The organism is Arsenophonus endosymbiont of Crataerina pallida (assembly GCF_964020125.1).
Taxonomy (GTDB): domain Bacteria; phylum Pseudomonadota; class Gammaproteobacteria; order Enterobacterales; family Enterobacteriaceae; genus Arsenophonus; species Arsenophonus nilaparvatae.
Genome location: NZ_OZ026540.1, coordinates 1,902,616 through 1,918,892, shown reverse-complemented (window position 1 = coordinate 1,918,892; position 16,277 = coordinate 1,902,616). Strand labels below are relative to the sequence as shown.

Genomic DNA, 16,277 nt, shown 5'->3' with positions numbered 1-16,277 from the left:
TTATGTGATTAACATACAAAATGATTTGGGGTAAGTTATGTCAAGAATGGTGACGTTAGAAGAATGGGGAAAAATTGAGTTTGGCGATAACATACCAAGCTGCCGTGTTCTGCAAAAATATGCCAAATCAAGCATGATTTTACCTCCAGCTATAAAAGTTGGTCGTAAGTGGATGGTAGATCGTGATGCTCGTTATGTCGGTGTTTTAGCTAAACCTCAACTAGCCAAAAGCGCCAATGAGAAACTTTGCAGGATAATTCTAGATGGCAGCTCGACCACGTACTCATAAAATCACCGTGCCAGGTCTTTATCGAAAGCTTGATAAACGAAATGGAAAAGTCTACTGGCAATACAAACATCCATTGACGGGTAAATTTCACAGTCTTGGTACAATTGAACAAGAAGCAATAAATATTGCGATTGAGGTAAATACCATCATTGCTGAACAACATACACGTCAGCTAATGAGCATTAATGACAGACTGGCAAGAATAAAAAATACTTCATCGGGTATTTCAGTTGCAATCTGGCTGGATAAATTTCTCGAAATACAACAAGAACGTTTAGATGCTGAAGAAATAAAAATAAACTCTTATAAACAAAAAATAAAACCAATTAAATTATTTCGCCAGTACTGCGGCATGAAAGCATTAAATGATATCACCGCGCTTGATATCGCAGAGATCATTGAGTCAGTAAAAATCCGTGGGCGCAACAGAATGGCACAGGTTGTGCGTATGGTATTAATTGATATTTTCAAGGAAGCACAACACGCAAGTCATGTTCCACCGGGCTATAATCCAGCACTGGCAACAAAACAACCTCGCAATCGCGTCAAAAGAGAAAGGCTTTCTCTTGATGAATGGAAGGTTATTTATAAGCAGGCTGAAAATCATCCGCCCTACTTACAGTGCGGAATGTTGCTCGCTATTGTAACCGGACAACGGATAGGAGATATCACTAAAATGAAATTCTCTGATATCTGGAATGACATGTTACATATTGAGCAAGAAAAAACCGGCATTAAAGTTGCCATTCCTTTATCAATACGTTGTGACGCAATTGGATTTTCATTACGTGAAGTTATCTCTCTGTGCCGTGATGCGGTTGTAAGTCCATATTTAGTTCACTATCGACACACTACATCACAAGCCAAAAGAGGCGAAAGAGTTACAGCAAATACATTAACTACCACATTCAAGAAAGCTAGAAAAAAATGTGGATTAATATGGATTGATGGGAATGAACCAACTTTTCATGAACAAAGATCTTTATCTGAACGTTTATATCGAACGCAAGGAATCAATACGCAAAAATTACTTGGCCATAAATCTAGAAAAATGACAGATAAATACCACGATGATCGTGGAAAGGAATGGCAAATTATTGCTGTTTAATTGTTCAGTTTTGGGGAAGAGTTTTGGTGGAGTTTTGGGGAAGAAAAAACAGCGCATAAATTAAACGGGAACAGTTAAGCTCCCGTTATCAATTAAGTAAAACAGGCAATTACATATGGCTGATGACCGCATCGCCAAACTCACTACATTTCAATAGCTTAGAACCCGGCATTAAACGTTCAAAATCATAGGTGACGGTTTTGGCGGCAATCGCCCCTTGCATGCCTTTAATGATTAAGTCGGCTGCCTCTGTCCAGCCCATGTGGCGTAACATCATTTCAGCGGAAAGGATAATCGAGCCTGGATTGACTTTATCTTGACCTGCGTATTTCGGTGCTGTTCCATGGGTTGCTTCAAATAGTGCACAACTATCGCCTATATTGGCGCCTGGGGCGATACCGATGCCCCCAACTTGGGCCGCTAATGCGTCAGAAATATAATCGCCATTGAGGTTCATACAAGCAATAACGTCATATTCAGCTGGCCGCAACAAAATTTGCTGTAAAAACGCATCAGCAATCACGTCTTTGATAATTATATCTTTACCCGTCTCTGGATGCTTAATTTTCATCCATGGGCCACCATCAAGTAATTCACCACCAAATTCTTGTTGTGCTAACTGGTATCCCCAATCTTTAAAGGCACCTTCAGTGAATTTCATTATATTGCCTTTATGCACTAAAGTGACCGATTTACGATTATTTTGGATAGCATACTCAATTGCTGCTCGTACTAGCCGCTTAGTTCCTTCTTCTGAACAGGGCTTGATACCGATACCACAATTGGTTGGAAAACGAATTTTATTTACTCCCATCTCATCTTGCAGAAATTTAATTACTTTATCTGCCTCAGAGCTGCCTGCTTTCCATTCAATACCTGCATAAATATCTTCAGAATTTTCGCGAAAAATCACCATATCAGTCAATTCTGGCTGTTTTACTGGGCTAGGAGTACCTTGATAATAGCGCATTGGTCGTAAACAAATATAGAGATCGAGTTGCTGTCGTAAAGCAACATTTAAGGAACGGATCCCGCCACCAACAGGTGTCGTTAATGGCCCTTTAATAGACACATAATATTGTTGGATCAAATCGAGTGTTTCAGCGGGTAACCATACATCCTTACCATAAATTTGAGTTGATTTTTCACCAGTATAAATCTCCATCCAAGAAATCTTTTTATCACCGTGGTAGGCTTTTTTTACTGCTGCATCAACCACTTTTAACATCACCGGAGTAATATCAGCACCAATACCATCCCCTTCAATATAAGGAATTATTGGATTATTAGGGACATTAAGCTTACCTGCTGCAAGTGTAATTTTTTCACCTTGTTGAGGAACAACTACTTTGCTTTCCATCAATCTCTCCTTTTATTATCTTAGCGCAATACCTGTTAACTTATGGTAAGAATATTGCATGGTACTTGAATAATTTTTCTACGCCAATGTTTGCTAATTTAAGGTATAATAGGGATCTCATTTTTTATTAATCATTGCTATGACAAATCTGCAGCATAAAAAGACCAAATCAAAACAATATCATGACAAAAATAGCACAAATTTTGTCAAACATATGATTAGTTCACGTAAAATATTACTCTTTAATAAACCGTTCGATGTATTGTCACAATTTACTGACCAAATTGGTCGCCAGACATTAAAAAATTATATTCCTATCACCAATGTCTATGCTGCTGGGCGTTTAGATCGCGATAGCGAGGGTCTGTTAATACTCACTAATGATGGCAAATTACAAGCCAAATTGACCCAACCAAACAATAAAATGGAAAAAATTTACTATGTGCAAGTTGAAGGTATACCGGAATCAACCGCATTACAAAAATTTTGTCACGGTTTACTATTAAAAGATGGTATGACCAAGCCAGCAAAAGCTGAGCTTGTGGCTGAACCCGACTGGCTTTGGCCGCGTAATCCTCCTATACGCCCAAGAAAAAATATTCCAACCTGTTGGCTAAAAATTACCTTATCAGAAGGCCGCAATCGACAAATACGTCGTATGACCGCCAACATAGGGTTTCCAACCTTACGATTGATTCGCTATAGTATGGCTAATTTTCAATTAGGTAACTTACAGCCAGGTGAGTGGAAGGAGGTCGATTTTGTTTAAACCACACGTTACGGTTGCTAACGTCGTTCACGTTAAAGGTAAGTTTTTAATTGTAGAAGAAATTATTAATAATAAATCAGTCTGGAATCAACCAGCTGGACATTTAGAAGCTAACGAAACTATTTTTGCTGCCGCGAGCCGCGAGCTATATGAGGAAACCGGTATTAATGTACTTCCCCAGCAATTAATAAAAATTCATCAATGGATAGCCCCTGATGGCTGTGCTTTCCTGCGGTTTCTTTTTCTGATTGAACTGGATGAGATGCCTAAAACCTCCCCACAAGATAATGATATCCACCAATGTTTATGGCTTACTGCTGATGAAATATTATCCAGTCCATGCCTGCGCTCGCCTTTAGTAGCAGAAAGCATCCGCTGCTTTATCAGTCGAGAATTTTTCCCGTTAACATTAATCGACCCTTATCAATTTCATACCGGCTAATAGAGATTAATCCTTATGCTACTATGGTGCAACTTGCCACTGCATGTTAAAATATTTGTGTTTATGTTTACCCGCAATGAGATTTATTCATGTCAGATAGCCAGTTAAAAAAAGTCATCGTTGGTATGTCCGGTGGCGTTGACTCATCCGTATCCGCTTACCTATTGAAACAGCAAGGTTATCAGGTTGCCGGTTTATTCATGAAAAACTGGGAAGAAGACGATAATGATGAGTATTGCTCAGCAGCTACCGATCTTGCCGACGCGCAATCGGTATGCGATAAACTCGATATAGAACTGCATACCGTTAATTTTTCCGCCGAATATTGGGACAATGTTTTTGCCCATTTTCTTGCTGAGTATAAAGCTGGCCGCACACCGAATCCCGATATTCTATGTAATAAAGAAATTAAATTTAAAGCATTTCTAGAATTCGCAGCGCAAGATCTGGCAGCAGACTATATTGCCACCGGCCACTACGCTCGACGCAAAACTGTTGATGGTCGCCATCAATTATTGCGTGGTTTGGATAACAACAAAGATCAGAGCTATTTTCTTTATGCGTTGGATCAAGCTCAACTAGCACAAAGTCTTTTTCCAATCGGTGAACTGGAAAAATCAGCCGTTCGCCGTATCGCTGAGGACGTTGGTTTAATTACCGCCAAAAAGAAAGACTCAACAGGAATTTGTTTTATTGGTGAACGAAAGTTTCGCGACTTCCTCGCTCGCTATCTGCCGACTAAACCAGGTACAATTATAACAGTTGATGGCAAAATTTTAGGTGAACATACAGGTTTAATGTATCATACGTTAGGTCAACGTAAAGGATTAGGTATTGGTGGTGTAAAAGAAGCAAACGACGATCCGTGGTATGTTGTCGATAAAGATATTAAAAATAATCAGCTAATTGTTGCCCAAGGCCATAACCACCCACGTTTGATGTCCACAGGACTTATCGTCCAACAAATCCATTGGATTAATCCACCAGCGTTAAACGAAGCCAATCAATGTACAGTTAAAACCCGTTATCGACAACCAGATATCCCCTGCACAATTAAGCCACTTAGTGACAATAAAATCGCTGTGCAATTTGACTACCCTATTGTAGCCGTTACACCTGGCCAATCAGCAGTTTTTTATCAAGGTGAAATTTGTTTAGGCGGTGGCGTCATTGAAACACGTATTCAGGAGTCAATGTGAGCAAAAATTTTTATGATATTACTCTTGCATTTGCCGGTATTTGCCAAGCATGTCGTCTAGTTCAACAATTGGCTCATGAAGGTAAAATTGACGATAATACGGCAGAAGTAATGATTAATAGCACCCTAAATATTAATCCAACATCCACATTAGCGGTTTATGGCAATAGCGAGGCAAATCTTCGTGTTGGTTTAAATACTTTACTTGCTATACTTACCGCTTCAAGTAATACGCTTTCCTCCGATTTAACCCGCTACTTATTAAGTCTCATTGGCTTAGAACGCCGACTAAGAAAAAATCTATCGGCTAGTGATGAACTTAAACGACGTATTGAATTACTTCAACAGCAAAAAAATTATTTTGAACCTATGTCCAGCGGTATTTTTAATGCGCTGGCAGGGATTTATGTCGATGTTATTAGCCCTATTGGCCCACGTATTCAGGTAACAGGTTCTCCTGACATGCTGCAAAATAGCTCGATACAAGCTAAAGTACGCGCATTACTTTTTACTGGCATTCGTAGCGCCGTTCTCTGGCAACAAGTCGGTGGAAGCCGCCTACAATTAATGTTTTCGCGACAACGTTTGATCACTCAAGCAAAAGAAATTCTTGCTCATTGTTAATAAATTTGGGAGTCACTACCAATGGAATTATCTTCACTGACTGCTGTATCGCCAATTGATGGCCGCTACAGTGATAAAGTCAGTCTATTACGTCCAATTTTCAGTGAATTTGGTTTACTGAAATATCGTATACAAGTAGAGGTACGCTGGCTACAAAAATTAGCAGCATGTGCTGACATTAAAGAAGTACCTGCATTTAGTGCCGAAGCAACGGCTTATCTTGAGCAAATTGTCGCTAACTTCAATGAAAATGACGCCATTCAGATCAAACAAATTGAACAAACAACTAACCATGATGTAAAAGCGGTTGAATATTTTCTAAAAGAAAAAATGGCAGCCATGCCTGAACTTGAAAAAGTGGCTGAATTTATTCATTTTGCCTGTACCTCTGAAGATATTAATAATCTTTCCCATGCCTTAATGCTAAAAATCGCCCGTGACCAAGTGGTTCTCCCTCAATGGCGAAAAATCATTAATAGCCTAAAAGAGATGGCGCGTCTTTATCGCGCATTGCCGCTACTATCAAGAACCCATGGTCAACCCGCGACGCCGACGACGATAGGTAAAGAGTTTGCTAATGTGGCTTATCGTATGGAGCGGCAATATCAGCAACTTGAGCAAATCGAAATTTTAGGCAAAATTAATGGTGCGGTGGGTAATTATAATGCCCATTTATCCGCTTATCCTGATATAAACTGGCATCTGTTTAGCGAACAGTTTGTTACTTCGTTAGGTATCAAATGGAATCCGTTCACAACCCAAATTGAACCCCACGACTATATTGCTGAACTCTTTAATTGTATTGCTCGTTTTAATACCATTTTGATCGATTTTGATCGAGATATCTGGGGTTATATTGCCCTTAATCATTTCAGACAAAAAACTGTCGCTGGTGAAATTGGTTCATCAACCATGCCACATAAAGTTAACCCGATTGATTTTGAAAATTCCGAAGGTAATCTTGGACTAGCCAATGCCTTATTAAATCACCTGGCGAATAAGTTACCGATTTCACGTTGGCAACGTGATCTCACTGATTCAACGGTATTACGTAATTTAGGGGTCGGTATTGGTTATGCATTGGTAGCCTATCAAGCGACATTGAAAGGCTTGAGTAAATTAGAAGTCAATGAGCAGAATTTACAAACTGAATTGGATGCTAATTGGGAAGTGCTGGCTGAAGCTATTCAAACGGTTATGCGCCGTTATGGAATTGAAAAGCCTTATGAAAAACTAAAAGCTTTAACCCGCGGCAAACGCGCTACAGCAGGCGACATCAAAGCATTTATTGATAGCTTAGATTTACCACAAGCAGAAAAAAATCGTTTAAAAACAATGACACCAGCCAACTATATTGGTTATTCAGTCAATCTGGTGGACCATTTAAAATAACATTAATAGGTGAGTAATATTGATTGCTCACCCTACTTTTTCGTTTAATTAGCCAATCAAACCACATAATTATTTTCTTTTCATTCAGTAATATCTTGCCGTCATCCAGCTATCCTTCTAACATAGGATTTATTACTACTTTTTCTAGTAGATTTATTCAGAAATTGAGGTTGTTATGCGGATATTAATTGTAGAAGATAATGCGCTTTTACGTCACCATCTAACTGTCCAGTTAAAAGAAGACCGGTCATCAAGTTGATGCAGCAGATGCTAAAGAAGCCGATTATTTTTTACAAGAGGGTAATCCCGATATTGCAATTGTTGACTTAGGATTACCGGGTGAAGATGGATTAAGTATGATCAGGCGTTGGCGGCAGGACAACATTAAATTGCCTATTCTAATATTAACAGCTCGTGAACGCTGGCAAGAAAAAGTGGTTGCCTTAAATAGTGGTGCCGATGATTATGTGACAAAACCTTTTCATCTGGAGGAGATTTTAGCACGGGTTCAAGCATTAATGCGCCGTAACAGCGGACTTGCTTCGCAAATACTTCAACTAGGTGATTTTATTATTGATATGTCACGTAAAGAATTCACTATTAAAGATAAAAATATCAAACTCACCGCATTTGAATATACTATTTTAGAAACCTTAATGCGTAATAATAGTAAAGTAGTGAGTAAAGAGTCATTAATGCGCCAGCTCTATCCGGATGCAGAATTACACGAAAGCCATACTATTGATGTTTTAATGGGACGATTAAGAAAAAAAATTATGCAAGCGTGGCCTAATGATGTCATTGTGACCGTTCGTGGGCAAGGTTATCGCTTTGACGCAGAACATTCAGATGACGCAATTTAATTTTTTAAAACGCAAAAAACCCTTTTCGTTGCGAACACGTTTTTTACTCGCAACTTCGGGGATAATATTAGCATTGACACTTTCATATGGTGCCGTTGCAATCGTTGGCTATTTAGTTAGTTTTGATAAAACAACCTATACCTTACTACGTAGCCAAAGTAATCTATTTTATAGCTTGGCGCAATGGCGTAATAATAAGTTAGATATCCATGTCCCAACTGATTTTACCTTAAATGCCCCAGCCTTTATTTTAATTTATAATCAACAAGGTGAAATTTTGTGGCGACAACGCCATATTCCTGCGATTGAAAACGCCATCGAAAAAGAGTGGTTAAAAAAGGATGGATTGTACGAATTAGATACCGATTTAAATACCACTCGTGAATTAATTAAAGTCTCACCTAACGGCAGTAAACCGGCGCAAAAAGTGACTGATATTAAAGATAAATACTCCTCTTTAACTCACTCAGTTTCTGTCAACCACTATCAGGCAACTAAAAATCTGCCACAACTTACTATTGTTGTAATAGATACTTTACCTTTAGATCTACAGAAAACTGGATTAGTTTGGGAATGGTTTGGTTATGTTATATTAGCCAATTTTATTCTGGTTATTCCGATGCTTTGGCTAGTAACTTCCTGGAGTTTATACCCAATAGAATCATTAAGTTCACAAATAAGTGGCATCGAAAAAGGTGAGCGAGAAGCGCTGGATCAAAATCCGCCATTAGAGCTCAACGGATTAGTGCGTAACTTGAATAATTTACTAGTAAATGAACAAAAACGCTATACCAAATATCGAACTACACTTGCTGATTTAAGCCACAGCCTAAAAACCCCATTAGCGGTATTACAATCAACCCTCCGTTCTCTGCGCTCAAGCAAACAAATGACCATTGAACAAGCCGAGCCTATCATGCTGGAACAAATTGGCCGAATTTCACAACAAATAGGCTATTATTTGCATCGTGCAAGCATACATAATGAAGATCATTTCGCAATCCAAGAAATTTCTTCAGTTTCTGCCTTATTAGATAATCTATGCAGTGCCTTAACCAAAGTATATCAACAAAAAGGCGTCAATTTGACTCTCGATGTCTCGCCTGAAATCACTTGGATAGGTCAACCGATAGATTTTATGGAGATTATGGGTAATATTATTGAAAATGCTTGTAAATATTGCCTTGAATTTGTCGAAGTTAGCGCTAGTAGCACTGAAAATTCATTAACCATTATCGTCGATGATGATGGTCCTGGTGTTGCTGAAGATAAACGAGATTTGATTTTTTTACGCGGTCAACGTGTTGATACTCTACGGCCAGGACAAGGTTTAGGGCTCTCTATTGCAGCTGAAATTATTGAACAATATGACGGAGATATTGCTATTACTCATAATCCATTAGGTGGAGCACGCGTGATTGTGACTTTTAGACAGCAATCGCCCATGACAGATAGCTAATAGCACTAATACCATTTTCTTATTTTTAATCTGACAAAATAAATATGCAAAATAAAATAATAAACTATCAACTTAACATCAATTGGCCAGATTTCATCAAAAATTATTGGCAAAAAAGCCATTATTAATTAAACAAGGATTTACTAATTTTATTGATCCTATTTCAGCTAATGATTTAGCTGGATTAGCAATGGAAGATGAAGTGGATAGTCGATTAGTTAGCTTCCAGGATGGAAGTTGGAATGTCACTCATGGCCCTTTTGATAGCTATGATCAATTGGCTAAAACAGGATGGTCACTGCTAGTACAAGCCGTTAACCATTGGCATTATCCATCGACTGCTTTAATAGCGCCCTTTCGTGTTTTATCTGATTGGCGAATTGATGATTTAATGGTTTCTTATTCTGTTCCAGCAGGTGGCGTTGGCCCCCATATTGATCAATATGATGTTTTTATTATTCAAGGTCTTGGCCGCCGTCATTGGCGAGCAGGTGAAAAAATTGCACTAAAACAGCATTGTCCACATCCAGATCTACTCCAGGTAGAGCCTTTTGCTGCCATTATTGATGAACAACTTGAGCCTGGCGATATCCTTTATATCCCGCCAGGCTTCCCCCATGAAGGCTACTCCATTAAGACTTCATTTAATTACTCAGTCGGTTTTAGATCACCGACTAGCCGTGAATTATTTAGTAGTTTTGCCGATTATCTTATCGCTAATGACTTAGGTAAATATCATTATAGCGATCCAGATATAGCGACACGTGACAATCCTGCTATGATCTTGCCAACAGAATTAACTGAAATACAACATATAATGCAACAATTGCTTGCTCAACCACATATTTTTAATCATTGGTTTGGCACATATATCTCTCAGTCTCGTCATGAGTTAGATATTGCGCCGCCCGAGCCATCCTATACTGTTGAGCAAGTTATCCAGCTTCTTTGTCAAGGAAATACCCTTTACAAACTTAATGGCTTACGTACCCTGAATGTTGCGGATCAATACTTTGTTAATGGTGAACAATTAATATCGCCTAAATTAAACATAACAGCTATCAATATACTTTGTGAAAAACAGGAAATTCACGCTGATATGCTAGGCAACGCATTGAATGACAAGGATTTCATGCAATTAGTCACTAAACTAATTAATGATGGATATTGGTATTTTAACGATTAGAATTGTTTAACCTGTATATAATAAAACATGTTGGCTTAACTAGTTGATAATTTTATTTTGCAGGTTAATTATCATTGGTTCGCAGCAACTCGATCAAATTTAACATATTGCGCCGTTAATGCCACAATGCGAACAATCACATCAACTGCCTGCTGCATACCTTATAAACAGATAAATTCATATTTACTATGAAAATTATATCCGCCAGTAAAAATATTAGGACAGGGTATGCCATAATCGGCTAACAATTCCCCATGGGTAATATCTCGATTCAGTTGCACATTAGGTTTTATATAGCAGTCAATCATTGCTTGCTTGGCAATATCAATAACATGTGGATACTTGCAAACCACTTTATTCATGTTGTAACAAATGTCATCAACCGTCAATTCAATGTAACAATCAGGATGCAGCTCTTTTCCCTGTTCTTCCGCTATTTGGAACATAGCTCGCTTACGTTTGGCAAAGTTTTGTTCATCAAAATCACAAATAATATAATTCATTTCAGTCTTTTCTACTGTGCCTTTAATACAACTCAGATGATAAAAACCTTGATCCATTATTGAATACGTTGCTATTTCTTGGCTTGGGATCTGATTATGAATGCGGGTAGCCAATGTTAAGGCATTTACCATATCCTCTCTGGAGCTCTCCTTTAGCATCCCTTTACCGATAATTTTTATCCTCACATTCGCGATATTAAAATTTTCATATTCAAGTCCACCAATCCCCCTACCAACCAAATTATAAGCCCACTGAGCATTAAATTTTTTTAAATCGATGTTATTTGCTCCGCGACCTATTTTGGCATCGGGTGTAAACACAATATAAATGTCACCATGAGAAATATTTTGCTGTATTAGATGAGTTATCGCCGTCATAATTTCAGCAATACCTGCCTTATTTTCTGCCCCTAATAACGTTTTACCATCACTAGTAATTATCGTTTTACCTATCATTTCATGCAAAATGGGAAACATTACTGGCGATAACACCACATTGCCAATACCCAATGCGATATCACCGCCACGATAATTTTCAATCAGTTGTGGCTTAACATTTTTACCAACAAAATCGGGTGAAGTGTCAAGATGGGAAATAAAGCCAATCGCAGGAACCGAATGTTCAATATTGGCAGGCAGCTTCGCCATTAAACAGCCGTTTTCTAGCAACTCGCTAGTAGAAACTCCTAGCTCTGTCAGTTCAGTCAATAATAACTTTGCTAATTTTGCCTGGCCTATACTGCTGGGCTTAGATTTAGTGTAGCTCTTTGATTGAGTATTAATCGCACTATATTCCCAAAAACGCTCTAAAAGCCTATCCATTTCTCTTCCCCCAATGAGCTATTACCGCATTATGCGAAAGGAATTAATGACAATTATTGCGTCAAATCAGTTTTAGCAGATATATTAATAAAATGCATTATTACTTAATCATACTTTGAGCTCTGCAAGTAGCCCGCTAATATATTTTTCAACAATTTTTGTGGCAGCACCATAATGTTTTTCATCAAACTGGCTTTCAACCTGACTGGGTTCAAGATTCAATTCAACGGTATGTGCACCAGCAAGTTTAGCTTCATGTACAAACCCAGCGGCAGGATAAACATGTCCCGATGTACCAATTGCGACAAAAATATCCGCTGATGATAAAGCCTGATAAATCACCTCCATACCTAGTGGCATTTCACCAAACCAGACAATATGGGGACGCAAAGGTTGAGGAAATTGGCAACAGTGACAACGATCATCGGTTGTTAGATCTCCTTTCCATTCAATAACCTGACCTGATTGACAGCAGCGAGCTTTTAATAATTCACCATGCATATGAACAATGCGTCTATTACCCGCTTTTTCATGTAAGTTATCGATATTTTGCGTAACTAATAAAAAATTATCACCCAGGAAATGTTCTAATTTTGCTAAAGCATGATGGGCTGCGTTGGGTTTTATATCCGCTTGCTGTAATTGATAACGCCGCTGATTGTAAAAACGTTGTACTAATTCTGGATCTCTAACAAAACCTTCAGGTGTTGCAACATCTTCAACCCGATGTTCTTCCCATAAACCATCCGTTGCGCGAAAAGTACGAATTCCAGACTCAGCTGAAATCCCGGCGCCGGTTAACACGACAATTTTTTTTGTTTTCATCTTATCAATCAACTGTTTGTCTCGGTAAAAAAGGCAACAACGAAATCTTTGTCGATGTAAGTTTTTCTTTTTACGTAACTTTCTAAGTCGACAATAAAACCGCATCATTGGACAGTATCCTTTTTCATGCTAAACGACCCATTACTTTCAATCAAACCATCGCCTCTTTTAGATAATGACAGCAAAAACAACAACGGTTATTGCCCACTTAAAATTCGCGCCGGATCTATTTTTGTTGCCCGTTTAGCTGGATACCAACTTGCGAGTAAACTTAAAATTAATGTTGTTAACATGACATAAAATATATCGGTAATATGGAGCTCAGAGGGTAAAAAATCGATAAAATAAACATCACCTGATAAAATAGGATGACCAACAATACTTTCTATACATTTAATGATAGTCGTTAAATTTAGTGATATAAAAATCCCGACTAACATACCAATAAAACAACCAACCATTCCCGTTATTAATCCATACCATAAAAAAATAGCACGAATAAAACTATCTTTAGCACCGAGTGTTCTCAACACCGCAATATCGGTGCTTTTATCTTTCACTGCCATTACCAGCGTAGAGACAATATTAAAACAGGCGACACCAATTACCAAAATCATGGCCAGATACATGATGCCACGCACCATTTGAATATCGTTATACATATAACCATAATCCGCTATCCAACTTTTAATAGTGACATAATGGCCAGTATTTATTCCGGCATCGTAAACCACTTTATTGGCAGCAAAAACATCATTCACACTGATCTGAAAACCAGTAACACCATCACCATAGGCTAAATATTGCTGCGCATCTTGCAATGGCACAATTGCCAGCTGATGATCTAACATACCATTTAATTTGAATACGCCAATAACCGTGACACTAATTCGATTCGGTTGCTGAATACGTAATTTATCATCATGATTAGGGATCATGATGGTAATATGATCCCCAGGCGAAACTTTTAATGTTTCTGCCACACCTTGACCTAAAATAATTTCGTTATTACCTGGTTTTAATTTTTGCCAGGCATCATTCAAGATAAAATCAGGTAACGAACTAACTGATCGCTCTGACGATAAATCAACACCGGCTACCTGGATCGCCTTCAATGCGCTCCCCTTTTCGAGCAACCCAGTAAAATTAATATAGGGTGATAGACCAACAACCCCTGGTGTTTGTCGAACCTTAGCTAAATCAGCTTGCCAATTTAAATAAGGCTGATTGACTGCCGCAATTTGTCCATGAGGGACAACTGAAAGTATGCGATTTTTTAATTCACGTTCAAAACCATTCATTGCACTTAAGCCAATAATCAACACTGCAACGCCAAGCACAATACCCAGTGTAGAAATAATCGAGATCAGTGAAACCAAACCAGCTCTTTTTTTACCTCGACTAAAACGAAGTGCAATTTTTAACGCACGGGGTAATTCCGCCATGATCATTGCACTCCTATTAAGCTCGGATCATCCTGTAAATAACCATCCCGCATTTCCAGCTGACGAGTTAAACGACCGGCAAGTCGCAAATCATGAGTCACAACTAAAAATGCCGTCCCTTTTTGTCGATTAAGATCCATTAATAAATCAAAAATGACATCTGCATTGTGTAAGTCCAAATTACCGGTCGGTTCATCCGCCAGTACTAAAGCAGGTTCATTAACAATTACCCGAGCAATTGCAACTCGCTGTCGCTCACCGCCAGATAATTCAGCGGAGCGATAATTAACTCGATGAGATAAACCTACTGCTGCTAACACCTCACTCGCTTTTTGCTGCGCTTTCACACGTGTCATTCCGCCAATTAACAATGGCATCATTACATTTTCCAACGCAGTAAAATCCGGCAATAGATGATGAAATTGATAAATAAACCCCAACTTCTGATTGCGTAGTTCAGCTCGCCCATTGGTAGAAAGTGAGCTAATTTTTTTACCATCAAAAATGACATCACCACTAGTTGGCGTATCTAATCCACCCAATAAATGCAGTAGCGTACTCTTGCCAGAGCCTGAACTACCCAGAATTGCCATCATTTCACTTTTTTTGATTGAGAAGGAGATATTTTTAAGTACATTAGTCGAAATTTTGCCATCTTGATAACATTTACAGAGGTCCTGGCAAACTAATAGCGGAGAATTATTCATAACGTAAAGCCTCTGCAGGTTGAACGGTGGCTGCACGCCAAGATGGATAAAGGGTGGCCAATAATGAGATAGCGATTGAAAATAAAGCGATTAATATAATACGAGCAGGATCAATAGATATCGGTAATTCGATTCCTTTAGCCAACAAACCTAACATAGGCATAATTATATTAAGCTGGCTTGCGATAAATAGACCTAATAATGTTCCAATGATGGTACCAATGATGCCTGCTCCTGCTCCCTGTAACATAAAAATAGCCATAATCTGGCCCCGCTTTAAACCTAATGTTTGCAAAATAGCCACTTCAGACTGTTTTTCCATAACCAATAATGAAAGTGAAGTAACAATATTAAAGGCTGCCACGGCAATAATGAGACTCAATAATAATCCCATCATATTTTTTTCCATTCTCACTGCCTGAAAAAACTCACCCTTTCGTTCGCGCCAATCCTGCCATACCATACCTGCTGGTAACGTCTGTTGATTCAAGCTATCAACGGTTAAAGGTGCCTTAAGATAAAGTCGCCAACCCGTAATATTACCGATCGGATAACGCATTAATCTTGCCGCGTCCTGTTGATTAACCAATAATTCGCTATTATCGGCTTCACCTTCGGTAGCAAAAAAACCGGCTACCGTGAATAAACGCTGACTGGGTATTCTGCCCATTGGCGTAAGTTGACTAACACCTGGGACAATTAATCTCAATTGATCCCCCCTCTTTAGCTCAAGCTGTTCAGCCAACTTTACGCCTAAAATAACGTGGTAACTACCGGCAGTTAATACTGAAGGATCAACATCTTGCAAATGATTTAACAAAGGCTCGGTTGACTTTTCATCAACGCCAATCATGACCGCAACCCCCACATTTTGGCTGCTTTGCAATACAACATCACTTTCTACAATTGGGGCAATGCTTTCGATTCCTTCTAGATAGGTTACATTTTTTGCTGGATATTGATTGGGATTGAGATTACCTTTAGGTGTCGTTAAAATAGCCTGTGGCATATATGCTAAAATACTCTGCTGTAATGAACGTTCAAAACCATTCATAACAGCAGTGACGGTAATTAATGCCATAACGCCTAATGCAATGCCAATCGTAGATAAACTCGATACGAACCGACCAAATCGGTCGCCTGTTCGTCCACGCATGTAACGTAGACCAATATAAAAGATAACAGACTGAGACATGAAATCCGATATACCTCTGTTGCCAAAGCAAAGTGTTTGGCGATAATAAAGGGTAGCGTCACTGAATGGAACCACCCTAAGCCAAAGTTT

The 16,277-nt window shown here is 38.7% G+C and carries 13 protein-coding genes and 3 pseudogenes; 10 read left to right on the top strand and 6 right to left on the bottom strand.

The features are described from left to right. Positions 1–37: 37 nt before the first annotated feature. Positions 38–289: an excisionase gene (locus AACL31_RS10115; RefSeq protein ID WP_310512205.1), complete on the top strand. Its 252-nt coding sequence runs from the start codon at positions 38–40 to the stop codon at positions 287–289. Next, positions 264–1,397, top strand: a complete 1,134-nt coding sequence (locus AACL31_RS10110; RefSeq protein ID WP_310512204.1) for a phage integrase Arm DNA-binding domain-containing protein — start codon at positions 264–266, stop codon at positions 1,395–1,397. The genes AACL31_RS10115 and AACL31_RS10110 overlap by 26 nt, the downstream gene beginning before the upstream one ends. Positions 1,398–1,506: 109 nt before the next feature. Here the strand turns inward: AACL31_RS10110 and icd are convergent, their stop codons facing one another. Further along, positions 1,507–2,757 (bottom strand): NADP-dependent isocitrate dehydrogenase, encoded by a 1,251-nt coding sequence (gene icd, locus AACL31_RS10105; protein ID WP_310512203.1) that lies wholly within the window; start codon positions 2,755–2,757, stop codon positions 1,507–1,509. Positions 2,758–2,896: 139 nt separating this feature from the next. Here icd and rluE point away from each other — a divergent pair, with 139 nt between their 5' ends. From rluE to AACL31_RS10065, 8 genes and pseudogenes are all read left to right on the top strand, one after another. Beyond that, positions 2,897–3,526, top strand: a complete 630-nt coding sequence (gene rluE / locus AACL31_RS10100) for a 23S rRNA pseudouridine(2457) synthase RluE (protein ID WP_310512202.1) — start codon at positions 2,897–2,899, stop codon at positions 3,524–3,526. After that, positions 3,519–3,968 carry an NUDIX hydrolase gene (locus tag AACL31_RS10095; protein ID WP_310512201.1) on the top strand — a complete coding sequence of 150 codons (450 nt, stop codon included), beginning with the start codon at positions 3,519–3,521 and terminating at the stop codon, positions 3,966–3,968. The genes rluE and AACL31_RS10095 overlap by 8 nt, the downstream gene beginning before the upstream one ends. 89 nt (positions 3,969–4,057) lie before the next feature. Continuing rightward, positions 4,058–5,167, top strand: coding sequence for a tRNA 2-thiouridine(34) synthase MnmA (mnmA, locus tag AACL31_RS10090; RefSeq protein WP_310512200.1), 1,110 nt, complete (start codon positions 4,058–4,060; stop codon positions 5,165–5,167). Then, positions 5,164–5,790 (top strand): high frequency lysogenization protein HflD, encoded by a 627-nt coding sequence (gene hflD, locus AACL31_RS10085; protein ID WP_310512199.1) that lies wholly within the window; start codon positions 5,164–5,166, stop codon positions 5,788–5,790. Before mnmA ends, hflD begins: the two co-directional genes overlap by 4 nt. A gap of 21 nt (positions 5,791–5,811) precedes the next feature. Further along, positions 5,812–7,182, top strand: a complete 1,371-nt coding sequence (gene purB, locus AACL31_RS10080) for an adenylosuccinate lyase (RefSeq protein ID WP_339053970.1) — start codon at positions 5,812–5,814, stop codon at positions 7,180–7,182. Between the two features lie 175 nt (positions 7,183–7,357). Continuing rightward, a pseudogene (gene phoP, locus AACL31_RS10075) lies at positions 7,358–8,045 on the top strand (two-component system response regulator PhoP). Then, positions 8,032–9,504, top strand: a complete 1,473-nt coding sequence (phoQ, locus tag AACL31_RS10070) for a two-component system sensor histidine kinase PhoQ (protein WP_310512211.1) — start codon at positions 8,032–8,034, stop codon at positions 9,502–9,504. Before phoP ends, phoQ begins: the two are co-directional and overlap by 14 nt. Before the next feature lie 59 nt (positions 9,505–9,563). Then, positions 9,564–10,690, top strand: a pseudogene (locus AACL31_RS10065) (JmjC domain-containing protein). Between the two features lie 71 nt (positions 10,691–10,761). Here the strand turns inward: AACL31_RS10065 and pepT are convergent. The 5 genes and pseudogenes from pepT to lolC all read right to left on the bottom strand — a co-directional run bounded on the left by pepT (position 10,762) and on the right by lolC (position 16,187). After that, positions 10,762–12,015: pseudogene (pepT, locus tag AACL31_RS10060) on the bottom strand (peptidase T). A gap of 108 nt (positions 12,016–12,123) precedes the next feature. Continuing rightward, positions 12,124–12,945, bottom strand: coding sequence for a Sir2 family NAD+-dependent deacetylase (cobB, locus tag AACL31_RS10055; protein ID WP_310512210.1), 822 nt, complete (start codon positions 12,943–12,945; stop codon positions 12,124–12,126). 92 nt (positions 12,946–13,037) lie between these two features. Next, positions 13,038–14,285, bottom strand: coding sequence for a lipoprotein-releasing ABC transporter permease subunit LolE (lolE, locus tag AACL31_RS10050; RefSeq protein WP_310512197.1), 1,248 nt, complete (start codon positions 14,283–14,285; stop codon positions 13,038–13,040). A 2-nt stretch (positions 14,286–14,287) separates the two neighbouring features. Beyond that, positions 14,288–14,992, bottom strand: a complete 705-nt coding sequence (lolD, locus tag AACL31_RS10045; RefSeq protein WP_310512196.1) for a lipoprotein-releasing ABC transporter ATP-binding protein LolD — start codon at positions 14,990–14,992, stop codon at positions 14,288–14,290. Continuing rightward, positions 14,985–16,187 (bottom strand): lipoprotein-releasing ABC transporter permease subunit LolC, encoded by a 1,203-nt coding sequence (gene lolC, locus AACL31_RS10040; RefSeq protein ID WP_339053969.1) that lies wholly within the window; start codon positions 16,185–16,187, stop codon positions 14,985–14,987. The genes lolD and lolC overlap by 8 nt, the downstream gene beginning before the upstream one ends. Positions 16,188–16,277: the final 90 nt, after the last annotated feature.